The following is a 25,576-nucleotide window of genomic DNA, read 5'->3' as shown; positions in this document are numbered from 1 at the left end:
TGACTTACCTTTAAAATTCGAGATCTTATACTCTTGCTATTTTAGATGCCAGTGTATATTTTTGAATTTGCTCAATCAATTCGTCTGGATCTATTGGTTTGGTGATATAGCCTTCGCAACCTGCCTCAAAAGCTTTTTGGCGAAAGTCGGAAGTATGAAAAGCACTACATGCAATTACCGTAGTGTCTACTGTAGAAGGATTCTCTTTAATTTTTCGCGTGGCTTCAAATCCATCAACTTCTGGCATGGCCAAATCCATAAGAACAATGGCAGGATTTTCCTTTACTACTTTTTCCACTATATTTTTCCCTGAGTTTGTTTTACTCACCGAGTAGCCCGATATTTTTAAAAGCGAAGCTATCAAATCTAAATTTTCAATATTATCGTCCACCACTAAAACGGATCGCGAACGCGCTAAACGAAAAGTTTGTACAATATCTTGTATATAAATTTCAAAATCAGAGTATTCAAAATCACCTTTGTTTAGCAGTAACTCAGAGCCTTCCTTTATTTCATCTTTTTCTTTTTCAGAAAGCTCTTTTCCAGTCACAATTATAATAGGTATTTTACGTAGATAAGTATCTTCTTGTAATTTTGCTAAAAATTCAAATCCATCCATCTCTGGCAACAGTAAATCGAGAAGAATAAGTTGAAAATTATTATACTCAGTAATTAGCTCTAACGCTTTAGCTCCATTGTCAGCAATTAAACACTTGAATTGCGCTTCTTCTAACGTTTTTTTGTACATCTCTGCGGTATCGCGATGGTCTTCAACGATCAAAATATCACCGCGTTGATGATTATTTGCTTTTATAAAAGCGTCAAGTATTTCATCTTCATTGTCACTCGAAATCCAGTGTTGTATCTGTGCACAAAAATTAGGAGTATCATCTTTTGCGGAATATACAATAACAGGTACATGCTTTGTTTTTGGATGTTCTTGCAATGTCTTCAGTGCCTCTAGTCCAAAAAGTTTTGGCTCTACAACAATTGCCCAGAGACCATCATTGCTTAAACAACGTTCTAGATCGCAAATTTCTAAGTGGAAAGGTAAGTCTTTCAAATGTTTTTGTAACGAACTAAAAGACTCGGGGCTAACAATACAAGGAATATGCACTCGTTTTTTTGTTACAAAGTCTTTTTCGACCTCAACATGTGAAAAAGATTTTCTTTTAATTTTTTCTATCGGTTTGGGAGTGTGTTTCAAAGATTGTTTACTTTCACTTTCTTGCTCTTTGCTACTTATCCACAGTGGTATTTGTAAATGAAAAGTAGTTCCTTCCCCTTCTACGCTTTCTACTGATATATCAATGTTGAGAAGTTCACAGAACTTTTTAGTAATTGCTAATCCTAAACCAGTACCTCCAAATCTTTTTTTTGTTGTACTATCAACTTGTTTAAAAGATTCAAAAATGCTGTCAACGGTATCTTCTGGTATACCACACCCGGTATCTGCAATTGTCACTTTTAGAGATTCCCCTATTTCTTTTACCAAAATAGAAATACTTCCACTGTCCGTAAATTTGACAGAGTTACCGATAATATTAGTCAATATCTGCTTGAGTTTTGTAGAATCGCAATAAATAGGTGATAATTTTTGATCTTTATTTACCCATTCGAGAGAAATCGATTTATCTTTAGCAAGCCCTTCTAATGTTTCTAAACAATCCTTTAAAACATCTGCCAACGACATTTTTTTACAATATGTTTGCGTTTTTCCTGCTTCGATTTTCGAGAAATCAAGAATATCGTTAATCAGCTTTAAGAGACCTTTTGCTGATTTTTCAGCTCTTTTGAGATTTTTAATATTCATATCACTTACTTTACCCTTTAAGCTTTTTACTGTTAAAGCAGTATAACCAATCATTGCATTTAAAGGGGTACGTAATTCGTGACTCATATTGGCTAAAAATTCACTTTTATGACGACTTGCTTCTTCAAGTTGTTTGTTCTTTTCTTGTAAATCTTCGCTACTTTTCTGAATTTTTTTGTTTTGCTCACTAAGTGTTTTTGCAAGTATTTCAGTTTTGTGAGCCGAAAGTACATTCTCTAAACGTATTGCTATTTTCTCAGCTGCTTGCTCTAAAAATTCTTGTTCACGATAATCTTCTAGCGTAGCTAAAACGATCAAACCGTGTACTTTTTCGTCATAACAAATAGGAATATAAATAATGCTTTTAGGCGTTAAAAGACCAATACCAGTGTTTATTTTTAAACTATTTTCATTAGCAGATATGCACAAAATTTTACCTTTTTTTGCAGCCTCACCTAATAAAGTTTCGCCAAATGAAAAACTAAAAGGCATATTTTTACTATCAAATGAATGAGTTGCAACTAGAGAAAATAGCTCCTGATCTCGATGATAAAAAGCAGCCATCAGAGCTTTGGTGTGTGTCATCAGAAAATCAAGGCACCCATTGCAAAAAGCAGAAAGATCGTGTTGCGTATAAATTTCTTCGTTTAGTTTTACTAAGTTTGTTTTTAGCCAACTACTTTTTTGCAATATTTGTTCATTAGCGAGAAGCTTAGAGTTTAGTGATTCGTATGTTGCTTGTTTTTCCGCAATATTACGCATTTCGCGTTGGCTTCGTATACATGAATACAACAAGAACAAATCTTCAAATACTACCCATCCAGCGTGTTCTAACCATCGCCAGTTACTTACAGTAATTATACCAAAAACAGATTGAGGAAAATAAATACCGCGCACAAAGTGATCAACAGCCACAACAACTGAAGCAGAGATAAGAACTTTCCAATCACGATAAAAAGCTAAAAATGCTAAGGAACCAAAGATATGAAAGTGGGTTTCTATTCTACCACCTGTAATATGAATAAGAAGTGCTGACATTAAAACTTGACTAATTCCAATAACATGTCGCGTTATAATACTTCCCGGTTTATATACAGATAAAAACACGGGAAAAATAGTAAAAATACCGCCAAAAAATATTGCGCTCCACAGATGTATATGAAAAGTAGATTCATTTCCAATCCAAGTCTGAGGAGAAATAAAAATAGCTAAAAAAACGCAAAATAAAAATTGAAAAATCATAAGATAGGCAAACATCTTATCTACCAATTTGTAATTTTCAAGACAAGACCTTTTATAAATCAAAGAAGCATATACTTCAGGATCATCTAACTCTGGTCTTGATTGCAATTCGGACATACATCAGTTCCTTTAACTTCGAAAATAGGGCATCCAAAAACAGGTGTTTGTGATTTTGACTGCGATTTTTCATTAATAAAATTCACAATTGAGCTCACACCAAAATTATCACCTGAATCAAAATGTCCTCTTGAAAGAGTTACACCACCATGAAAAACTAAATCACTATTCTTGCTATAAAGTAGCGCTGTCCCTGAAATTGCGGCCCCAAAATTTATCGCTTCCGCGCCACCGCTATCCAAATAGATGTCTATAACAATATCTTTTTTTTTGTTACCCAACGTACTTGATATGTTACTTATGGTATGAAACAAAGATGTCTTTTCCCAATTTTTTTTGGCGTTCTCTGGAACATAAAAAACAACTCTTACTTCAAGAGGTTGTCTACAACGGCTAAGAATAAATTCTAAACTGCCAACAGTTGCCTTCGAACATGGACAATGCGGGTGCAAAAAAAGAAGTAGAGTTGGCTTCTCTGGGTTGCGAACTATGAGCGAATTTTCAACCCATTTTTTAGATATCTTACCTAGTTGTCCAGGTTTGTTTTCATATGCACCTAAAAAATAAAAACTAGCAACAATAGCAAATACCCATAATACGCTAAGTAAGAGAAATACTATATTTAGCACTTTTACTTTTGTGCCGTTATAACAAATTTTCATCGTTTTTATTTTTCCTAAAATAAAGTGATTGTGCGTTAACGCACCCAATCTCAAACTATTTATTTTACCTTTACTGTACATTGCACTGCAACATAGTTTTTGTTATTATAATAAATAAACCTTTATTACAAATTTCTTTGAATAAGTTGAACAACTCAAAAAACAGTTAGATGTAAACTACCCATCAACAATGAATTTAGTTGTTTCTGATGAAAAAAGACTTGTTGCGTCAAAATACGCAACAACAGGTTACGCACACAATAATCTGTATTATCGTAAAAGAGACAAATATAACGGTGAGAATGGTGTTTGCCATATGGAGGAAGGAGAAGAAAATTCAGCTTGATTACTTCGAAACCACTAAACCTTGAACAGGCAACCATTGAAGATAATAGTCTAGTTATTGTTAGCCAAGACAGAAAAATACAATTGCAATCACTGTAGTATAACAAGTAAGGATAATTTGTGAAAAAAGTAGATTTTGGGCTTACATCGAACGATTATGTCAAACATCGAGCTGGTTTCCCGCAGAAATTTTTTGACGAAATACACAAGTTCGACATTGGCAAAGAACGGCAAGAAATTCTAGATCTTGGAACAGGAACAGGTACACTTGCAAGAGGATTTGCAAAACAAGGAGCAATAGTAACTGGTATTGATATATCGAAAGAATTAATTGGTCAAGCGAAAATCTTAGACAGAGAACAGAGACTATCGATTGATTATGTCGTCGACAAAGTCGAAGAAATGAGCTTTGCACCACAAAGTTTTGATTGTATTGTTGCTGGTCAATGTTGGCATTGGTTCGATAGACAAAAAGTAGCGAAGAAGTCTAAAAGTATACTAAAAAAAGGTGGACAGCTAGTTATAGCTCACTTCGACTGGATACCTATTGACGGAAATATTGTCGATAAAACCGAAAAATTAATATTAAAACATAACCCAAGTTGGCATCTCAGTGGTGGGACAGGCATATATCCTGATTGGTTTACTGACGTTGCTAAAGCGGGCTTTATCGATATTCAATCATATACTTTTGATTTGAGTATACCATATACTCATCGAGGATGGCGAGGAAGAATAAGAGCAAGTGCTGGAATTGGTGCTAGCTTAGAACCTCAGAAAGTAGAAAATTTTGACCAAGAACTACAACAAATGCTTGCCAAATTTTTTCCTGAAAATACTTTAAGAATTCTTCACCGAGTTTTTACTTTAATATGCAAAAAGCCCTAGATTTTACTGAGCTACTTCATCAAATTGTTTTATCAACTTAAAAAAATTTTCTTTTCTAAAACGTGTCATCATTCAGCATGAAATGCTTTGAGCCCGTTTACAAGTCCAAGCCCGAACCCGTTTCCACCTTCTAAAAGAGGTAGCAGTGAGCAATTTCGACCATGAACATCTTGATTTTAAAATAATTCTCTAACTTTGTTATCCTTACAGATAAAATTGTAGAGAATTATACCTTTTATACAAGGTAACAATATTTACTCGTTTCATCAAAACACAAGTAAAAACTTGGGGATAGGGCTCGGGCTCCAAAAAACAAGCAATATTTTCAAATGATGACAGGTCCTAAGTTAATAAAATAATTATAGATAATCTACCACTTCGCAATAGCTTCATATACAGCAATTACAACTTGACCCATTTTGTCATAATTTAAACGATCAGCAGTATCTCCTGGCTTATGGTACTCAAAATTGCGCATAAACGCTGTATCAGTAACCATCAGAGCTGGCGTGTTAAATTTCCAATAGTTGTGGTGATCAGAGAAGTCAATTCCTTGTAGAGCTGCAGGAGCATTAATCGAATAAACAGGCATATCTGTCGCCCCATTCATTCCTACTTTTAGCTTTCTTGTTACAGAAATATCAGCTAAATGGCTTACAATTGCTACAAAATTTCCTTGGTTTGGATAAAAGAGTTTAAGGAGTGGAAATGGATAACTTTGTTTTTTTTCGTCGGTAAAATAACCAATCATTTCTAGTGAGATCATTAAATCAATTTTAATTCCGGCATCATGAGAAGCCTTAGCATGTACATAACTCCCCATCCATTTTGTTCTGAAATTTGGTGGTTCTTCTAAGGTATAACCAACAAGCTCAACAGTACGCTCTAAAGGGTATTTTTGCAACAGATATGCTAATTCGATTAACCCCGCAACACCACTAGCGTTATCATCTGCTCCAGGAGTCATTCCGCAACTATCGTAATGTGCTCCAATAACAATGCGATTATTACTTTTTTTACCAAAAATAGCTGTCACATTTTTGTATACTCTTCTTCCACTTTTATACTCTTGAAAACCAACTTCTGAGGCTCCCGCTTTGGTAAAGTGGTCGTGAATATAGTCGGCACATTTATTGAGATTTTCTATAGCGACTTCATTACGTGGATGGAAAGTTTCGGATAACATAACAACATGCTTCTGTAGTTTTTCGCTATCAACTGTTTTGTTAGATTTACTATTTTGAGAAAAAGTTGGCTGCGTTAGCAAAAACCACAATGTAATTGTTGGCGCTAACAACAGTACTAGCACAATCATAACAATCCTTTTCCATCTTTTTGACTTTGATGTCGAACTCATTTGCTTCTCCCTAGTTTTGAACTAAGGAATCGAAAGAAATCATGAACCATTTTCGTTACTCTTTTATCTATTGGCATTTTGTTTTTGCTAACAGATGATAATCTGCGCATTCAAAATGTCTGATCGATGGATAAAATTTCTACGCAAAATTTGGCACATTATTTTTTTTCAAACCCCTTAAAACATTGTTATAATAAATTAGTACAGTGTTACAAAATTATTGTACAAAAATAGCATAACACTGTATTTTGTGCCTATGAGTTAAAATTTAACACGGCACATATTAATTGTAATGTTTTTATCTATTCTCGTGGAGAAAAAAATGAAGTTCATTTTATGTTTACTTATTTTAAGTTGTTGTTACGCCAATGATGATACCATTAGCGTCATATTAAATGGTTTTAATCCTAACGGCTCAACAAAAAAAGGAACTTTTGGAATTGCTGAAAAAGAAAACCTTATTGTAAGAGCAGCAAAGGTTTTGGGAGTTCCAGATGGTTTCGATGATCCGTATGCTAAAAATCAAATTGTTCAAGTAGCTTACTACGGTGATACTCCTCCACAGTACTATACAGCAGAAGATATTAAAGAAATAGAAGCGGCGGGCAAGGGAACACCGCGCTATGCGCTTGTTGCTGCTAAATTTATTAAAAGACGCTTAGAACTAACCAAAGCATCTGGAGTAAGTTTAGGCGGGGGAAGTTATGGGGCTCTTATTGGACGTTACCTTATAGAAAATAACCTTGAAAATCTTGCTGCTGAAGGTAAGATCAAGAAATGGTTGACTCTAGAAGGTGTTGTTTGTGGTGCTTGGGCTGCAGGTCTTTCGGCAGATAAAGATATCCGTGAATTTGTCGAAGAAGTTCTTGGACTTGATATTTCTGATCCAAAAACAATGCATCATCAGTGGGTAAACGAAAACATTCATAATCCTCATACAGAAACTAATTGCGAATATTTTAAAGATATTCTTATTGGTCACTATATTTCATCAAATGACAGATTGAACGAACAACTTTTAACATTTGCAACAAATCGCCCTAATGATGGCGTACTTCTTGTTGATGATATGTATTTGCACAAAGTTGCTCCGCAAAGTCGTTTTCGTGGAAGAATGCCTGCTAAAGTAATAGGTAACACTACCCACTTATCAGCAACCAAAGACGAAATTTTTCTACAAAATATCGTAAGCTTTGTTCGTGGAACACGTAGAGTTACTATAAAATTACTGCAAGGAAAAGCTAGCCAATTTGACGAAGATGAAAATTGGTATGGAGATGCAGAGGTTGTTTTCCAAGCAAAAGTATACTCGCCTTATATTAAAGAAAAATGGAATATCGACAAAGAAATTGCTTTAGTTAATCGCGAGAATCACACTGCAAAAGTAATTAAGTTTGGAAAAAGTAGAGATAGCAAAGCAATTGAAAGTACTCTATTTGACTGGTTTGTTAACCCAGAAGAAAAAAGTTTAAAACTTGAATTGTGGGCAGAAGAGGTAGATTGGGATGATATGTATAAAATTGAAGAAGATATCATGAATCCATACGAAGATTTAGGTAAAACCCAAATCGAAATACCACTTGATTTTAGAGGAAAAAAACTGTTCCAAGCTAAGTCCGAAAAATGGGGAGTTTCTATTGTTGTTGAAATCGACGACTACAGTTCACCCGTAAACGAGAGTAAGTAAGCTTAATAACAAAAGAGCACTATTTAAAATAGTGTTCTTTTGTTATGGTGTAGCCAACTAAGCGACGTTTTTTTCTATTGAAGAAAGAATATCAAACAACCACTCTTCACTTTGTTTTTGAGAATCGAAAGAGCGATTGGCCAAATCGCCTATTTTTTCGCGATATTTGCTATCGCCGCTAAGTAAAGTTTTTCCTTCTTTTAGCACTTTGTTTATCATTTCCTTGGATTCTTCAGTAACGAATTCTTTTACTACTTTCTCATCATTACCATCATCGGAAAACCACGCTGTTAGTAAAGTGTATATTTCAGGAAAAATGTCTTGAAAATTTTGCATATTTAGCCTTTATCAATTATCTTAAATCGTAGTCTTTATGGTCAGGTTTAGGATAACAAGTTAAAATGTAAAGTAATTTTTTCTTTTTATTTCTCTTTAAAACAAGAATCACTTTACACTTCTTGGTGATTTGAATTTTCTTAGTTGGGTTTTGTTTAAAAAAAGCATATCCTTTTACCTTGAGATTAGCAGTAAACGTTTCTTTAACTTTTGTTGTTTTTGTCCACCATTTGTTAATGTCTTTTAAGTTTTTATTAAATACTCTTTTGGCGGCAGATCCAGCATCTTTTTTCTCTACAAAAGAACTAGCTGCAGCAAGCTTTTCTTTTTTCAAGCGCTTCTTTAAATACTTATCTTTTTTAGCAACGTGCTTCCCTACTGTGTGTCCCCACCCTTCGTGATCATCAATAGAAATAGATTTAGGAAGAGCTTTGTTTTCAACACCTTCAGTAAGAATTCTTATTTCTTTTAAATCTTGCGCTACTGTACTCATCGACAACAAAAAACTAACAATGAGGAAATATATATATTTTTTCATGTGAATCTTTCTTTAATTAGGGATATTGATATAAGTGTCATGTGCATTATTATCTCTCTTTTTATTTACTATGTCTATGAGTTATTTAAAATTTTTTACAATTTTACAATTTTTATACGTATATAATAGGTCGCTGTTTTTTGCTGAATGACATTTCGATATGAATTTGTTGATCGATTAGAGTGTTAGTTAAGCAAGTTGCAAAAACTTTTTGTGACTCACTTAACAAAACTTGGTTTTATCTCAAGAAATGTTTTTTAAGGACAAATGGATGCAAGAAAAAACAATAAATGAAATATTTAGTCGGTGGGCTGATGACAATCCTTCACCCAAAATCGAACTGGATTTCGTTAATGAATTTACTTTTCTCGTTGCAGTAGTTTTATCTGCTAGGTCTACGGATGTAGGAGTGAACAAAGCGACAAAGAGTTTGTTTGAAGTAGCAGATACTCCTCGAAAAATGTACGATTTAGGAGAAGAAGGTCTGAAAGAGTATATTAAATCTTTAAGTCTATTTAACTCTAAGACGCATAATGTTATTTCTTTGTGTAATATATTACTAGAAAAATATGAGAGTAAAGTTCCTAACAATTTTGAAGATTTATTAAAGCTACCAGGAGTTGGAGTAAAAACAGCGAATATTGTTATGAATTATTTATTTGGTGATCTCAATATTGCTGTAGATACTCACGTTTTTAGAGTATGTAATCGCACCGGTTTAGCAAATGAAAAAAACGAAAAAAACACAGAAGCAGTACTTGTAAAAGTAGTACCAGACAAGTGGAAAAAAAATGCGCATTTGTGGTTAATTCTTCATGGAAGATATGTATGTAAAGCGAAAAATCCAGAGTGTACAAAATGTATAATAAAAGATCTCTGCGAATATAAGGAAAAAGAGTTGAATAGTTCTCTATAAGTAATGGCAAGGTAAAAAAATTCGTTCATACTCACGTTTATCTAAGCATGTGAGTTTACCTCGGGTGCTCACATGCTTAGTAATGCGACAAAAATAGTTACCCATTGTTTTTCAAGGTATACAGAGATTTTCGAGATGTGAACAAAAAATACGCGACAGTATCACGTAGGGTAGAGTAAAAAAAAAAAGCAAAGGACCTCTAAAAATTCAGTGTGATGAAATGTGGTCTTTTGTTGCTAAGAAAAGCAATAAGATTTGGTTAGCTATAGATGCCAACACTAAAGAAATTGTTAGAGCTCACATTGCAAAACGTGATAAAGAAGGAGCGCAAGGTCTTTGGAATTCTTTACCAGCGGTATACAGGCAATGCGCTGTATCTTATACTGATTTTTGGGATTCTTATTCTGAGGTTTTTCCTTCTAGTCACAAAGCTGTTGGCAAACATACTGGTAAAACAGCTTGCATTGAACGTTTTAATAATACCCTTCGGCAAGGAGTTTCTCGACTCGTCCGTAAAACTCTTTCTTTTTCCAAAAAAACCGAAAACCATATTGGCGCTCTTTGGAAGATCTTAATAACAGCAATTCGTCAACAGCACCTAATCACTACATGATATGGACTACCAAAAAAATATGTAATAATTGATAATCTCTTGCCGTTTTTCTCTTGTTCCCAAGCGCAGAAAGAACTTTTTGCGCGTTGTAACAAATGCTTATTTGTTTGGTTAAAAGTTTTAAAACTGGGCTTGGGTTCGAAAAAAATTTTGAATGATTTTTGAATGATGATAGGTTCTAATTACTAAATATTGTTTTTATTTGATTTGTGCAAAAAACGCCTTCATTCGTCTACGACGTAGATACAATGCGCTCTCTTTGGGAATGTCTTCAAAATATTCTTCCTCTGTTGCCATTTTTTTCAGTGGTAAAGCCTTCAAATAATTAACTTTCGCTCTACTGTAGTCACCTAACATATAGTAGCTAATCGCGCGATTGTAATAAGCATCTCCTTGCTCCGCGAGTCGTAGACTTCTCTGTGCTATATCGAGCGCTTCATCATATTTTCCCATGTGATTGAAAATCTCTCCTTTAGTATCCAAAGAAGCTGGTGTTGCACGAATTCTCAAAGCGTCATTAACACTACTAAGTGCTAAAGAAAATTTACCTAACTTTGCAAGAGAGTAAGCTTTACTATTATGCAATGTATGATCTCGTGGTGTTATTTTGATAACTTTATCAATATCTTCAATAGCTTTTGCACTATCTTTTTTTTCTAGGTAGCAGACGCTTCTATTGCGAAAAACTTCAACACTTCTGTTACCAAAAGCTATAGATAACGTATAGTTATTAATAGCGGCATCCATATTATTCAGTCGATACTCCACTAAACCCAAAAGAAAGTGTGCTTCTTGAGTTCGTTTTACTCTTATTGCGTTTTCAAGTACTCTCTTAGCACGCTCATACTTTTTTTGACTTGTATAAATACGGCCAAGTACCACCCAACCACCGTAAGAATTAGGATTTAAAAATACTGTTTTCTCTAAATATTTGAGAGCCTTCGTTGTCTTACCATTGTTGTTATAACCTACACCTTTATTATACAAAGCGGTATCAGCAAATGGATCCAATTCTAGTAGTTTATCTGCATCGCGAACTGCTTCTTTCCATTTTCGTTGTTTATAATAAAGAGAACTACGATTAACATAAGAACGAACATGAGAAGGATCAATAGCAATGGCTTTGCTAAACTCTTTTATAGCCAAATCATCTTGTCCAGCATTTCGATATTTAATAGCTTGCTCATATAAAAGATACATTTTTTTCTTACTAGAATTATCTCGTTTAGGCACCCTAACTTGCAAGGATTTAGCGCGAAGTGCTTCATATTTTTTCATTAAAGAATTGTAAGCACTAAAAAACAAAGCACAAGTTACCGAGAATATAATAAAAAACACTGTTAAAACTATACTGTGCTTTTTTAACCATAAGCTTATTTTTTTATAATTTTGGGACTTAGCTCGATCCACTTTCTCGCCGACAAGAAATTTTTCGAGGTCAACAGTTAGCTGCGCAGCACTTTGATAACGTTGATTTTTTTCTTTAGCCATAGCCTTAGCACAGATATCATCTAAAACGTTTGGTACTATTTGTTTTAAATTACTAGGGGGAACAAGTTCTTTTTCTAGTATTTGCTTTGAAACCTGAGGAATAGAATTACCTGTAAACGGTGCTCTTCCTGTAAGGAGTGTGTATAGAACTCCTCCTAATGAATACACATCACTACGTGCATCAATAGAACCAACACGACCTAATACTTGCTCTGGCGACATGTAATATATCGTACCGATCATTGCACCACTCGTGGAAAGTTTTTGACTAGCATCGTGAAGTTTTGCCAAACCAAAATCCATAACCTTCGGTTCATCATCTTCAAGCATGATATTTGCTGGTTTTAAATCGCGGTGAATAACACCTTGTTCATGTGCATAATGAATTGCTTTACAAACTTTTATCATTAGGTGAACCGTTTTACGAATAGACAGTAAAGCATCACCTTTGACAATGTCATCTAAAGATTTCCCACCAATAAAATCCATAGAAAAATAATGCACGCCTTTTTCCTGCCCACACTCGTGTAAGCGCACGATATTCGGATGTTGTAAACGAGAGGTTGCTTTTGATTCTCGTAAAAAGCGCGCATTGTTTTCTTGGCTACCATGAATCAAAATCTTAACTGCTACAATATTTTTAGACAAGGTATCCCGAGCTTTGTATATAACTCCCATACCACCGCGACCAATTTCTTCTAAAATTTGATAGCGACCAATTTGCTTCGTATTTTGTGGTTTTAATTGGTTGTGTATTTCTACAACTTGCTGATTACTTAAGTAACCATTCTCTAAAAAAATATCAGATAATTTTTTTTGAGGTGATGAATGTTGCAAGTGAATACAATATGTCAAAATTTTCGAATTAATTAAGTTCTTACCCAGAGCTATTTGTCCGAATTTTACATCTTGTTCTTTCATATAACCTCAATATTTAAAATGAACTATCAGGGGTTTCTAAGAATGCTTTTTCTTCCGCAGTTGATAAACGTCCTAGTATCTTATTACGATGGGGAAAACGTCCAAATAATTCTATAATTTCACAATGCCTTTTCGCCGACTTCACAGCCATAGCAAAATACTCTTTTGTCGATTGCGGAGCATCATTCTTGAGTTGAGTATATAATTCTACAGATTTTTGTTGCGAAGTTAGATCTTCAACGTGTTGTAGCGGCATATAAAAAAACTGGCGATAAACAGGAAAAAGTTTGCAATCCATTTCTTGTTCAATTCCTTTTGTACAAAGCTCTAAAGAAAGGGAGTCACTTTCGTACATTTGTGGATTATTACGATAAATATTCCGAGAAAATTGATCGAGCAAAATAATCAAAGCAAGTCTTTGTCGTGGCGTTTCTTTCCACTCGTTAAGCGCACCTTTTTTGGCTTCTTCTAAAGCATTCTTAAAATGCTCAATGATATAAATGTCAACTTCCTTGCCTCCTTGAAACCATAGCGATTGTTTATCTTTTGCTATATCTTCATCGCGCTCAACTTTACCAAACCAATAGTCTAAAATTGTTGTATATTTCATCTTTCTCTCCGTTATTTCGTTATAAGATAAGTTTAATGACTGAAGATTTGTAGTTAGCTATATCGAGTAGTAAATTCTTATTCGATTGTGATGCATAATTAAATCTTTGACTGGACCCATCTTCAACGCATGGATCCCTAGCCAAGCCAAGGATGACAGGAGAGAAGAAACAATGCTTTCGCTAGAGTCATCTTCAACACATACATTCCTAGTCAAGCCAGCGATGACAAGAGGGAGAAGAAACAATGCTTCGCTGAACAAGTCTTCGCCCTCTTTGTCTTTGTTTCTATTGAAAAATACTTTATCTTGTATTTATCGCGAATGACAAAAAAATTTCTTTGTAAAGTAGATAAATATTACGGGAAAGTTTTCGTAAGTGCTTAGTACATAAAGCATATTTTTACTTTTTCAAAGTATGTATCGGTTCACCTTTGGCAACTTTAGCCGCTTCCATGATAAGTTCACCAAGAGTTGGATGTGGATGCACAGTGAGAGATAAATCATCTAGTTCAGCGGTCATCTCTATAGCCAAACCAGCTTCAGCAATCAAATCAGAAGCGTGTCCTCCAACCATTTCAACTCCTAAAACTATTTCGCTTTCTTTTTCAGCAATTACTTTCACAAATCCATCGGTTTCACCAGTCGATCTTGCACGTCCAGATGATGCGTATGGAAATTTCCCTACTTTATATGGAGTTTTGTCTTTGATAACTTGGTCTTCAATTAAACCAACGGTTGCAATTTCTGGGTCGGTAAAAATAATACTTGGAATAGCCTGAATATCATCAGTAGAGTAGGATTCACCGTGAATGTTTTCAGCAGCAATTTCACCTTCTTTGGATGCTTTGTGCGCAAGCATTGGTTGTCCAACGACATCACCTATTGCATAAATGTGTTTTTGGCTTGTTCGCAACTGATCGTCTACTTTGATAAAGCCTTTCTCTATCACAATTCCTGCTTTTTCGGCTCCAAAAGAATCGGTATTTGCACGGCGCCCAACTGCAACACTAACAAAGTCAGCTTGGACCTTGTGTTCTTTGCCTTTGCATTCAAATGTAACCTCAACTTGATTTCCCACTTTTTTCCAAGATTTTGCTTTAGCTTTTAAATGAATATCAGTGCCTTTTTTCTTCAGTTTTTTATGAACCACATCTGAGACATCTTTAGAAACTATATTTGGAAGTAACTGATCCATCACTTCAATAACAGTTAATTTTGCGCCTAATTTTGCATATACAGTGCCAAGTTCTAAACCTATAACGCCACCACCTATTAAAACAAGCGACTTGGGAATCTCCATGAGCTCCAAGAGATCTGTAGAGTCGAGAACAGATTCGTGATCAAAATCAAATCCAGGTATTGACCGCGGAGTAGAACCCGTTGCGATAATAGCGTTTTTGAATTTTACAGTATGCTTTTCGCTTTTAGTTACAATTTCAGCGCTGTAAGGAGAAGTGAGTGTTGCAGTACCAAGTATTTGTTCAACACCATTACCCTTGAGTAAACCTGAAATACCTTTTGTGAGAGTTTGAATGATTGTATTTTTCCATTGTTGTGTTTTTGGCCAATCTACAGAAACACTATCGACGAGAACTCCCATTTTAGGATATAAATTTTGGGTTTTATCGTAAGCACCTGCCATTTGGATCAAAGACTTTGATGGTATACATCCCCAATTAAGACACACACCGCCAAAAGCTCGATCTTTATCAACAACTAAAGTTTTTATACCAAGTTGACCAAGGCGAATTGCTGCCACATAACCTCCAGGACCACCACCAATGACTAAAGTATCTACTGTTTTCTCCGACATGTTTTCTCCTAGCGCGGGTAAATGAAATAAAGATCTCTGTCTCAATTTTTCGATAATTTTACTATAACTTAGACCTAGCATCAATAATGATTTCATTTGCTCGTGAAAAAGTAATTGCATTTTATTGTAGTTTTGCTACGGTAATGATGTTTTCATATCAAAGGAGATAATATGAAAAGCTATATTATGGAATTTATTGGAACAATGTTTCTCGTTCTAGCAATAGGACTAACCCAAGACCCACTGGCAATTGGCATTATGCTCACAGCGATCATATATGCTGGAGGACACATATCAGGTGCACATTACAATCCTGCTATAACAATCGCAATATGGATGCGTGGTAAATTAGCGACGAAGTATGTTGCAGGATACATTTTGATGCAAATATTGGGAGCTTTTGTAGCAGCAGCTCTTTGTTATTATATGGCGGAAAAAACTTTTGTTCCTAATCTAGGTGAAGGAATAACCGTATCTCAAGCGATAATTGCCGAAATTATTTTTACATTTTTGTTAGCTATGGTTATTCTAAATGTTGCAACGTCGAGTAAACTAGAAGGAAACTACATATACGGTTTAGCAATAGGGTTTACAGTAACAGCAAGTGCTTTCTGCGTCGGAGGAATATCTGGAGCAGTATTAAACCCTGCAGTAGGATTAAGTTTTGTTCTCGTTGGAAAAATAATAAACAGCGGTATATCAATCGAGCAACTGTATATTTACTTAACAGCTCCTTTTGTTGGTGGGATATTAGCTTTTTTGGCTTTTAGATTTCTTAACTCAGAAGAATTTACATCAGACTAAGAATCTAAGATTTTTGGGTATATTATGAGTAAAAAATATTTAATGGAAGTGCGTAGCAAAATACGAGGAGTACAACCTACACCACGTGAAAAAGCGCAAAAAAGAAAATCAATATACAACACGCAACTTAAAGTCATTGGCTTGACAATACCAGAACTCAAAAATATCAACAAAGTATTCTCATTTTATGAAAAAAAACCGCAGCAAATCTTAAAAATTTGGGACTATATATGGAAAAACTCACAAGTATTTGAAGAAAAAATACAAGCCATTCTCTATTATGAAAAAAAAATGGCGATCATAACATATGATGAACATTGGTCTACTTTTGCTAGCTGGCTTAACGGCGTTGATAATTGGGAACACTCTGATCGTTTATCGCGTTTCTATTCTCACTTACTAGAAAAATTTCCAAAAAATGTATATCCTACATTAAAAGAGTGGAATAAAAGTGAAAATCCGTGGTTCCGTCGACAATCAATTGTCAGTCTTGTATACTACAGCTCTATTCGAAAAACAATTATTGTTAAAAACAAAATTTTTCCATTAATCAAAAAACTGTTAAAAGATGATGATTACTATGTGCAAAAAGGCATTGGTTGGTCTTTGCGCGAAGTAGGCAATGTTTACCCAACCGAAACAATAGAGTTCATTGAAAAAAACCTAAAAGACATCTCTTCAATAGCTTTTTCTCCTGCTGTTGAAAAAGTATCTTCTTCTATAAAAAATAAACTAAAAGAACAACGCCGAAATTTTAGGAAACAATCAAAATGAGTATCGTTGATATAGAACTCGTAAAAAAAATTGCAATAGGTGCAGCACAGAAAATTTTAACAGTGTATACTAGTGATGATTTCTCTGTAAAAAATAAGAAAGATAACAGTCCATTAACACTAGCCGATCAGCTATCACACAAGTACATTATAGAAGAATTAGCCAAAAACTATCCTGACATCCCTGCTGTAAGCGAAGAAAGCAAAGATTTTTGTTACGAAACACGAAAGCACTACCAGAAATTTTGGCTCATTGATCCTCTTGATGGAACAAAAGAATTTATTAAAAAAAATGGAGAATTTACCGTAAATATTGCTCTTATTGAAAATAGACAACCTGTTTTAGGAGTAGTACAAATTCCGGTATCAGGAGAAATATATTGGGCGCAAAAAGGCCAAGGAGCTTATAAACACTCAAAAGAAAATGGTTTACAACAACTTCAATGTCAAGAATTCAGGATGACAGACGAAAATTTAGGAGTTGTTTGTTCGCGATCTCACTTAAACGATGAAACAAAGAGGTTTATCTCAGAATTAAACAATGTGCAAACTTTAGCAATAGGTTCATCTCTTAAATTTATGCGTCTTGCTGAAGGAAAAGCACATATCTACCCGCGCCTCTATCCTATAATGGAGTGGGATATTGCGGCATCTGATATAATACTGAGAGAAGCTGGTGGACAAACAATTCATTTTTCACAGAACAAAGAGATGGAATACAATAGCGAAAAAATGAAAATATGCGCATTCATAGCATATGCTAAAAAACTATAACCTACAACGTTTCTCTCGCGTGTTCCGTACACAAACCGTATTAAAATTTGCATTTCTGCGTAGGTTAGTGTATTATATAGTGGTCATAAAAATTGACCAAAATTGTATTAGTTTTATAGAGCTTGTTAGGCGGCTTAAATGCCGCCTAATTTTATTATAGAAATGTGGTTATCATGGAAGTCAAATATACAGAAGAAAATATCCGTTCTCTAGACTGGCGAGAACATATACGTATGCGTCCGGGAATGTATATTGGAAAACTGGGAAATGGCTCTGCGCCAGATGATGGAATATATGTTTTAGCAAAAGAAATACTGGATAACTGTATTGATGAATATCTTATGGGACACGGTAAGAAGATAGAAGTCAATATCACAGAAGAAAAAGTCATCGTGCGTGACTATGGACGTGGTATTCCCTTAGGAAAAGTAGTTGATTGTGTAGCAAAAATCAACACAGGTGGAAAATACGATTCAAAAGCATTTCAAAAATCGGTTGGATTAAATGGAGTTGGTACAAAAGCAGTAAATGCCTTATCAAGCTATTTTTGTGTTCGCTCTATACGAGATGGCAAAGAAAAATGCGCTGAATTTCAGCGTGGAAAGCTTATGAGCGATCCTCCTGTTACTCCAACAGAAGAAACAAATGGAACAAAAATAACCTTTATACCAGATTCACAAATATTTAAAAATTATCGGTATATCCCTGAACACCTAGATGGATTATTATGGAACTACGCTTACCTAAACGCTGGTCTTACTATTTTATTCAATGGTCAAAAATATCATTCCAAAAGAGGTCTATTTGATCTCCTTAGTAAAAAAACAGAAGTAGAAAATCATCGTTATCCTATTATTCACTTGCAAGGCACTGATATTGAAATAGCAATGATACATGGTAACCACTATGGAGAGCAGTATTACACCTTTGTAAACGGTCAATACACGACTCAAGGCGGAACGCACTTATCTGCTTTTCGCGAAGGTTTACTCAAAACTGTTCGCGATTTCTACAAAAAAGATTTTGATGCCGCCGATGTTCGTCAATCTATTGCAGCAGCAATTAGTTTACGTGTTCAAGACCCGGTATTTGAGTCGCAAACGAAAACAAAACTAGGCTCCATAACTATGGCCCCTAAAGGAACAAGCATACGCGTTTTTGTTGGTGATTTTTTAAGAAAAAACTTAGACAATTACCTACATAAAAACAAAGAAGTTGCTGATCGCCTACTAAAAAGAATATTACAATCCGAGCGCGAAAGAAAAGAAATGGCTGGAATTCGCAAATTAGCGAATCAAAGAGCAAAAAAAGCCAATTTACATAATAAAAAACTACGCGATTGCAAGGTTCATTTAAACGACAAACGCGGAGATAAACGCTACGAGACAACTGTTTTCATAACAGAAGGGGATTCTGCTAGTGGCTCCATTACTAAAGCGCGCGATATTCAAACACAAGCTGTATTTAGTTTACGTGGAAAACCACTCAACTGTTATAAGCTCACCAAAAAAATCGTTTATGAAAACGAAGAATTCAACCTACTACAACATGCGTTAAATATAGAAGAAACTATCGAAGATTTGCGCTACAACAACGTTGTTATTGCCACAGATGCTGATGTTGATGGTATGCATATTCGCTTACTTATTTTGACTTTTTTCTTACAATTTTTTCCTGAATTAGTGAGAAATGGTCACTTGTATATCTTACAAACACCTTTATTTCGCGTTCGCAATAAAAAAGAAACGATATATTGTTACAACCAAACAGAAAAAAACAAAGCTTTATCTAAACTTGGAAAAACATCTGAAATAACGCGTTTTAAGGGTTTAGGGGAAATATCACCTAACGAATTCTCACACTTTATCGGTGATGACATGCGTTTAGAACCAGTAATTATTAACAACAACACACCAGTGGATCATACTCTTGACTACTATATGGGAAAAAATACTCCACAACGCCAGCGCTTTATTATCGACAATCTAAAAGTAGAAAAGGACGTAGCACATGTCTAATGAAAATGAGCCTATAAATAACGAGCCTATAAGTAATGAACCTATAAGTAATGAACCTATAAACAATGAGCCTACGAATCCTCCAAAATCTCATTTGGAAAACCTATACGAAAATTGGTTTCTAGATTATGCCTCATATGTAATTCTTGAGCGAGCTGTTCCTTCTCTAGAAGATGGTTTAAAACCTGTACAAAGACGTATACTACACTCAATGAATGAAATCGATGATGGTCGCTATCACAAAGTAGCCAATATCATTGGACATACCATGCAGTATCATCCGCACGGTGATGCAGCCATTGGTGATGCTCTTGTGGGTATCGGTCAAAAGTCTCTATTAGTTGATCCACAAGGTAACTGGGGCGATACGCGTACAGGAGATCCAGCAGCAGCTGCTAGATATATAGAAGCGCGTTTGACTCCTTTTGCTAAAGAAATAATGTTCAACCCTCATGTAACAAAATGGCAAATGTCCTACGACGGACGGCGCAAAGAGCCAATTAACCTACCAGTGAAATTTCCTCTTCTTTTAGCTCAGGGTGTAGAGGGAATAGCAGTGGGACTTGCCACAAAAATAATGCCCCACAACTTTAATGAATTACTAGACGCAAGTTGCGATATACTAAGAGGAAAACCAGTCGCGATATTCCCCGACTTTCCTCATGGTGGTAAAGCCGATTTTAGTAATTACAACAATGGCCAAAAAGGTGGCAAAATTCGCGTTCGTGCTGACATTGATATTGTAGACCAAAAAACTCTTGCTATTCGCAGTATTCCTTATGGCACAACAACATCTACTTTGATTGATTCTATTGTCAAGGCAAATGACAAAGGCAAAATCAAAATCAAAAAAATCATCGACAACACAGCAAAAGAACTCGAAATTATAGTTGAATTACCATCTGGTATTCCACCGCAAACAATGATGGACGCGCTATACGCCTTTACAAATTGCGAAATATCTATTTCTCCTAACTGCTGCATCATATACGATGAAACTCCTTTGTTTCTAGGAGTAGAAGAATTACTTGAAAAATCAACGCATCACACAACACAAGTTTTAAAACTCGAATTACAAGTTGCTCTCGGAGAATTGCAAAATAAATGGCATTTCGCTTCTTTAGAAAAGTTTTTTATCGAAGAAAAAATTTATCGTAAAATAGAAGAATGCGAAACATGGCCAGAAGTGATTTCATGTATAAAAGATGCTCTCGAACCATTTGCTAAAAAATTACACAAGGCAATAACTAACGACGATGTTACAAAACTAACTGAAATTAAAATCAAACGCATTTCCAAATTTAATCACCGCAAAGCTGAAGAACAAATTAGTAATTTAGAAGAAGAAATCGCCAAAATTGAACGTAACCTTCGCAACTTGACAAATTACGTTATCCGTTATTTTCAATCCCTAAAAAAGAAACACGGAAAAAACTTTTTACGCAAAACAAAAATAGAAAACTTTACAACTATAGAGGCCGCCCAGGTAGCTGTTGCCAACCAAAAACTTTATGTCAATCGCAAAGATGGTTTTATGGGGTATTCACTCAAAAAAGATGAACTTGTTTGCGAATGCTCTGACATCGATGACATTATCATTTTCTTAAAGAGTGGTATTTGTAAAGTGGTGAAAATTGCCGACAAGGTTTTTGTAGGTAAAGATATTCTACACATTGATGTATGGAAAAAGAACGACGAAAGGCGTGTCTATAATCTAATCTATCGCGACGGCACAGGCGGGCGCATTCTTGCAAAGCGTTTTAATGTAAAAGCAATCACTCGTGACAAAGAATATGATCTAACAAAAGGAACCAAGGGATCGCGCATTTTATACTTCACTGCAAATCCAAATGGCGAAACAGAGATAGTTACCTTGCATTTACATCCTAAAGCCACAGCACGCAATAAAATAATAGACTTTGATTTTTCAGAACTCTTGGTAAAAGGACGTAGCGCACAAGGTAACCTTGTCACCAAATATCCGATAAATCGTGTAACTCAAAAGAGCCAAGGGAAATCGACTTTTGGACCTACAAAAATATGGCTCGATGAAGCAATTGGTCAAATAAATAATGAAGAAAGAGGAAAATTTTTAGGAGAGTTTGATGCCGAAGATTTACTGCTCATTTTTTACAAAAACGGTTGTCTAGAATTAACGCCTTATCAATTAGAATATCAATACAAAGATGTCCACTCAATAGAAAAATTCAATAAACAACACCCAATTACAGTCATTCATCACGATGGTAATAAAAAGCAAGTATACGTCAAACGTTTTGAATTAGATAACACTCTTACCGGAAAAATGCTACAAATTACCACCGCCCATAGCGAATCGCGATTACTACATATATTCACAGAAGAAAAGCCCCATGTCCAAGTAAGTTATCTACGCAAACGTCCACGAAAGCTTGTAGATGAGATCATTGATCTTAAGGAATTTATAGACATAAAAGGATGGAAAGCTACAGGGAATCGCTTAAGCGCTCAACAGCTTTTAAAAATACAACCTCTGGAAGTAGAGAAAGCAAAAGAACTGCTTGAAAAACAAGCGCAAGAAAATGAGGAACAGCAACCAAAAGAGAACGAGGGAGAAGACCCATCAAATGAGCAAATGGCGATGTTTTAGAAACAGTTAAATTTTTTTGATTCTAAAGACTGCCTAAAATCTCGCAAAGAAATTGGTGTAAAGTCACGTTGCGATTAATTTACGTTTTAACAAATCAGATATCAAAAAAACCATAGAACTCTCAGCAAGCAAAGTGCTACCAGAGTTTCATCAATAAGGAAAAAATAATGACTAAAACTATTTTGATCACAGGGGCTACCGATGGTATTGGTTTTGAGACCGCAAAAGTACTGGTTGAACAAGGCCACCATGTTTTATTACATGGGCGCAATCCAGAAAAATTACAAAAAGTCGAAACCGAACTTGGAAAGTTGGGATTAGTAAAGAGTTATGTCGCTGATTTATCTGATCTCAAAGCTGTAAGATCATTGGCAAAAACTATTGCCGAAAAACACCAATCTCTTGATGTACTTATTAACAATGCAGGAGTATTGAAAACTCCAAATGCGATAACTGCTGATGGTATTGATGTGCGTTTTGCTGTAAACACAATTGCTCCATATTTATTGACAAAAAAATTATTACCAATATTAGGCGCTGGGCGGGTAGTTAACGTATCTTCAGCAGCGCAAGCCCCTGTTGATCTTGATGCCTTGATTGGTAAAGATAATAAATTAGACGCGATGAGTGCTTACTCTCAAAGTAAGCTAGCTATTACTATGTGGTCGTATGCAATGGGGAATTTACTTGGAAATAGCCCAATAATCGTTGCTGTTAATCCCGGTTCTTTGTTAGGAAGCAAGATGGTGAAAGAAGGATTTGGTGTAGCAGGTAAAGATATCGGTATCGGAGTGGATATTCTTATCCGTGCATCATTCTCTGATGAATTTGCTAATGCTTCGGGTAAGTATTTTGACAACGACTCCGGTTGTTTTGGCAATCAGCATCCTGATGCTTTAAACAAAGAAAAGTGTGAAAAAATCATCGAAGTAATTGATACTATTTTGAATTAGAAACTTAACTAGATATACGATTCAACACTAGATAAACCAGATGAAGAAACGGTGTTTTAGAAATAGTTCAATTTATTTGGTACCTATGCCTTAAGCATAGGTACCAAAGCTTAATTCAGATTAGTCATCAAGAATGCGAACAGCCACTCCATCAAATCCATCGTTATCAACTTCAAGTGCAGCACCTACACCAATAATGCGATTTGTTCCACCATCAACAACACCTTGTCTTAAATCTTCATTAATGTTATCTTGGCTAATAAGTCCTTCAGTTTCAAAAGCAAATTGTTGAACGCCTGCAGCATTCAATAAAACAATAAAACCAAGAACATCGCCAGCAGCAGTTGCGCCACCAACAACAGCAATATCAGTACCTCTTAGAAATACATCCTCAACGAATTGATTATCTGCACCAATTTTTGGTTCAAATACAAGATCTTGGCCATTACCATTTCCATCAGGATTAAAGGTAGGATCAATTTCTCCATCAACGCCAAGTCTTCGAACAAGGAATGAATCAGTGGTTTGAATATCACGTCCACCAATTACAACATTGTCATCAGCATCAACAACAACTGTTTGAAAGTTTGCATTTGCAACATCAACAATTCCATCTCCACCGCCGAATGCTACATCTAGAGTACCAGCAGCATCCATCTTGAAAACTTGAGAACCAGCAGCACGCGCTCCAACACCAAAAATATTGCCACCAGAATCAACAGCAGCATCTAAACCTGTAGAGTTATCAGCATCACTACTAAAATTGTTAACTTCAGCTCCTGTTGCCGCATCTATAACCAAAATACCTGCGCGAAAAGTAGCTCCATCAAAAGTACTTGAGCGTGCAATAAAAATATTCGCTCCATTTAGTAGAGCAGAATTACCTTCGTCTTGTTGAACGTTACCTGCGGCTTCTAGGTCATCAAAGGTTGCAATACCATCACCACCTCCAAATGCTACGTCCAAAGCACCAGTAAGATCGACTCTTACAGCTAAAACATCATCATTACCAGCTGTAGTAAGTTTACCAATAGCAACAATACCCGCTGCATCAATAATAACTCCTTGGATCTCAACATCGCCTACTGCAGCAGCACCGACATCGATAGCAACGCGACCATCACCACCAAAATTGTTATCTAGATTTCCGTCACGATCGCTAAGAGAAAATAATACCTTTGTTACAGCTCCGTCAGAGATACCAGCGTAAGCGATACGATTATTTCCGTCATCGATAGCAACAGCCTCTACAGTATCATCTCCTGCAGCTCTAAATGTATTACGTAGAGTAGTAGTATCAAAACGATTTACAAACTGAAGCTCTCTTTTTCTTTGTTGATTTTCAACTTGTGCTTGCTGGTTTTTTGCATCTTGTTCAGCGCTAATGATTTCCTGGCCTTGCGCTTCAACAAGGAGTACACCAGCATTACCAAACGCATTATCAAGTGCACCAATACCATCATTCTCACCGTCGTTATTACCACCATCTCCTCCGTCACAGCCAATCAAAATAGCAGCTGTCATCATCAGGAAGATAGCAAAAAAACGAAATTTTTTTCCGGTCGGAAACATGTTTCCCTCCATACACTAAATCTGACCTCGCGAGTTGTCAGATAGAAAATTATTTATGAATTCATAAATCACTAATACTATAGTGATTATATTTCAAATTATTATTCCGTAGTATAGCATTTTTTGTTATGCTGTGTAAACACAAAATGCAAATGGTGAATACGATCATTTGTGCAAACAAAAAAACTACAAATTATTTTAATGGTGTGACTTACAATCAAAATGCGATAAACGTGGACGGGCTTCGGTAAACAAATACTCACTGGAGAAATTCATGAAAAATTCGCAAAAAGATTTATTAAAAAGCTGTGCTACAATCGGTGAAGACGATGGTATTGATCCGCGCATTTTACAAAAACGTTATAAAAATTCTCACAATAAATGTAGAAAAGTACATCGCAAGAACCAACAACTTTGCAGTCAAGTGGTGCAAGCTCTCAATTTAGCATTCGCTGACATAGACAACGATATCATTGCATCCTTATATGCAGTTCGAGCTGTACCAATGCCCAATATAACGCGTTTACTGGTAACAGTAACTCAACGCGAGACAACTCCTGTTATACTTATACAAAAAGAGATAGCGCGATACCATAATCGATTTCGTTACGAAATAGCAACGACAATTCATCGCAAGAAAGTGCCTCATTTGGCATTTGTTATAGAATAAAAAAAGCCGTATGCGTTTATTCATTCGCATACGG

20 protein-coding genes and 1 pseudogene are annotated in these 25,576 nt (G+C 35.5%); 12 read left to right on the top strand and 9 right to left on the bottom strand.

Annotated elements, in window-relative coordinates; translation table 11 throughout:
- Window positions 1–25: 25 nt before the first annotated feature.
- Entirely contained in the window at window positions 26–3,172 is a 3,147-nt protein-coding gene (locus UABHE_RS32655) for a response regulator (protein WP_372367666.1), read from the bottom strand.
- The gene (locus UABHE_RS32650) at window positions 3,142–3,834 is read right to left on the bottom strand and encodes a hypothetical protein (RefSeq protein ID WP_372367665.1); all 693 of its coding nucleotides are present in this window, start codon (window positions 3,832–3,834) and stop codon (window positions 3,142–3,144) included. The genes UABHE_RS32655 and UABHE_RS32650 overlap by 31 nt, the downstream gene beginning before the upstream one ends.
- A gap of 190 nt (window positions 3,835–4,024) precedes the next feature.
- Here UABHE_RS32650 and UABHE_RS32645 point away from each other — a divergent pair, with 190 nt between their 5' ends.
- Window positions 4,025–4,180 (top strand): hypothetical protein, encoded by a 156-nt coding sequence (locus UABHE_RS32645; protein ID WP_372367664.1) that lies wholly within the window; start codon window positions 4,025–4,027, stop codon window positions 4,178–4,180.
- Between the two features lie 119 nt (window positions 4,181–4,299).
- Window positions 4,300–5,067 carry a class I SAM-dependent methyltransferase gene (locus tag UABHE_RS32640; RefSeq protein WP_372367663.1) on the top strand — a complete coding sequence of 256 codons (768 nt, stop codon included), beginning with the start codon at window positions 4,300–4,302 and terminating at the stop codon, window positions 5,065–5,067.
- Between the two features lie 370 nt (window positions 5,068–5,437).
- On the opposite strand, the gene UABHE_RS32635 is transcribed toward UABHE_RS32640, so the two are convergent.
- Entirely contained in the window at window positions 5,438–6,424 is a 987-nt protein-coding gene (locus tag UABHE_RS32635; protein WP_372367662.1) for a M28 family peptidase, read from the bottom strand.
- A gap of 322 nt (window positions 6,425–6,746) precedes the next feature.
- On the opposite strand from UABHE_RS32635, the gene UABHE_RS32630 reads away from it, so the two are divergent.
- Window positions 6,747–8,111, top strand: coding sequence for a hypothetical protein (locus UABHE_RS32630; protein WP_372367661.1), 1,365 nt, complete (start codon window positions 6,747–6,749; stop codon window positions 8,109–8,111).
- 57 nt (window positions 8,112–8,168) lie between these two features.
- Here UABHE_RS32630 and UABHE_RS32625 read toward each other — a convergent pair whose 3' ends face one another.
- Both UABHE_RS32625 and UABHE_RS32620 read right to left on the bottom strand, forming a co-directional pair.
- Complete coding sequence (locus UABHE_RS32625) at window positions 8,169–8,447, bottom strand: contact-dependent growth inhibition system immunity protein (RefSeq protein ID WP_372367660.1); 279 nt, start codon at window positions 8,445–8,447, stop codon at window positions 8,169–8,171.
- A gap of 16 nt (window positions 8,448–8,463) precedes the next feature.
- Window positions 8,464–8,985, bottom strand: a complete 522-nt coding sequence (locus UABHE_RS32620; protein WP_372367659.1) for an RNase A-like domain-containing protein — start codon at window positions 8,983–8,985, stop codon at window positions 8,464–8,466.
- 271 nt (window positions 8,986–9,256) lie between these two features.
- Here UABHE_RS32620 and nth point away from each other — a divergent pair, with 271 nt between their 5' ends.
- Window positions 9,257–9,901 (top strand): endonuclease III, encoded by a 645-nt coding sequence (gene nth / locus UABHE_RS32615; RefSeq protein ID WP_372367658.1) that lies wholly within the window; start codon window positions 9,257–9,259, stop codon window positions 9,899–9,901.
- A 137-nt stretch (window positions 9,902–10,038) separates the two neighbouring features.
- Window positions 10,039–10,514: pseudogene (locus tag UABHE_RS32610) on the top strand (IS1 family transposase); the annotation flags it as partial.
- A gap of 198 nt (window positions 10,515–10,712) precedes the next feature.
- On the opposite strand, the gene UABHE_RS32605 reads toward UABHE_RS32610, so the two are convergent.
- From UABHE_RS32605 to lpdA, 3 genes are all read right to left on the bottom strand, one after another.
- Window positions 10,713–12,926, bottom strand: coding sequence for a protein kinase (locus tag UABHE_RS32605; RefSeq protein WP_372367656.1), 2,214 nt, complete (start codon window positions 12,924–12,926; stop codon window positions 10,713–10,715).
- Between the two features lie 13 nt (window positions 12,927–12,939).
- On the bottom strand, window positions 12,940–13,536 hold the full coding sequence (locus UABHE_RS32600; RefSeq protein ID WP_372367655.1) for a DUF924 family protein: 597 nt from the start codon (window positions 13,534–13,536) through the stop codon (window positions 12,940–12,942).
- Window positions 13,537–13,936: 400 nt separating this feature from the next.
- On the bottom strand, window positions 13,937–15,349 hold the full coding sequence (gene lpdA, locus UABHE_RS32595; RefSeq protein WP_372367654.1) for a dihydrolipoyl dehydrogenase: 1,413 nt from the start codon (window positions 15,347–15,349) through the stop codon (window positions 13,937–13,939).
- Between the two features lie 171 nt (window positions 15,350–15,520).
- Here lpdA and UABHE_RS32590 point away from each other — a divergent pair, with 171 nt between their 5' ends.
- The 6 genes from UABHE_RS32590 to UABHE_RS32565 all read left to right on the top strand — a co-directional run bounded on the left by UABHE_RS32590 (window position 15,521) and on the right by UABHE_RS32565 (window position 23,300).
- On the top strand, window positions 15,521–16,153 hold the full coding sequence (locus UABHE_RS32590) for an MIP/aquaporin family protein (RefSeq protein WP_372367653.1): 633 nt from the start codon (window positions 15,521–15,523) through the stop codon (window positions 16,151–16,153).
- Window positions 16,154–16,177: 24 nt separating this feature from the next.
- Entirely contained in the window at window positions 16,178–16,927 is a 750-nt protein-coding gene (locus UABHE_RS32585) for a DNA alkylation repair protein (RefSeq protein ID WP_372367652.1), read from the top strand.
- On the top strand, window positions 16,924–17,700 hold the full coding sequence (gene cysQ, locus UABHE_RS32580; RefSeq protein ID WP_372367651.1) for a 3'(2'),5'-bisphosphate nucleotidase CysQ: 777 nt from the start codon (window positions 16,924–16,926) through the stop codon (window positions 17,698–17,700). The genes UABHE_RS32585 and cysQ overlap by 4 nt, the downstream gene beginning before the upstream one ends.
- A gap of 173 nt (window positions 17,701–17,873) precedes the next feature.
- A complete protein-coding gene (locus UABHE_RS32575; protein WP_372367650.1) occupies window positions 17,874–19,718 on the top strand; it encodes a DNA topoisomerase IV subunit B in 1,845 nt (614 codons plus the stop codon).
- Window positions 19,711–22,347: a DNA gyrase/topoisomerase IV subunit A gene (locus UABHE_RS32570; protein ID WP_372367649.1), complete on the top strand. Its 2,637-nt coding sequence runs from the start codon at window positions 19,711–19,713 to the stop codon at window positions 22,345–22,347. The genes UABHE_RS32575 and UABHE_RS32570 overlap by 8 nt, the downstream gene beginning before the upstream one ends.
- 167 nt (window positions 22,348–22,514) lie before the next feature.
- Complete coding sequence (locus UABHE_RS32565) at window positions 22,515–23,300, top strand: SDR family NAD(P)-dependent oxidoreductase (RefSeq protein ID WP_372367648.1); 786 nt, start codon at window positions 22,515–22,517, stop codon at window positions 23,298–23,300.
- A gap of 120 nt (window positions 23,301–23,420) precedes the next feature.
- Here the strand turns inward: UABHE_RS32565 and UABHE_RS32560 are convergent, their stop codons facing one another.
- Window positions 23,421–24,872 (bottom strand): hypothetical protein, encoded by a 1,452-nt coding sequence (locus UABHE_RS32560; protein ID WP_372367647.1) that lies wholly within the window; start codon window positions 24,870–24,872, stop codon window positions 23,421–23,423.
- A 274-nt stretch (window positions 24,873–25,146) separates the two neighbouring features.
- Here UABHE_RS32560 and UABHE_RS32555 point away from each other — a divergent pair, with 274 nt between their 5' ends.
- Window positions 25,147–25,542: a hypothetical protein gene (locus UABHE_RS32555; RefSeq protein ID WP_372367646.1), complete on the top strand. Its 396-nt coding sequence runs from the start codon at window positions 25,147–25,149 to the stop codon at window positions 25,540–25,542.
- Window positions 25,543–25,576: the final 34 nt, after the last annotated feature.

This window comes from Candidatus Uabimicrobium helgolandensis (assembly GCF_041508025.1).
GTDB lineage: Bacteria > Planctomycetota > Uabimicrobiia > Uabimicrobiales > Uabimicrobiaceae > Uabimicrobium > Uabimicrobium helgolandensis.
Note: the sequence above shows the minus strand (reverse complement) of the source record. Positions and strands in the feature narration are given on the sequence as shown.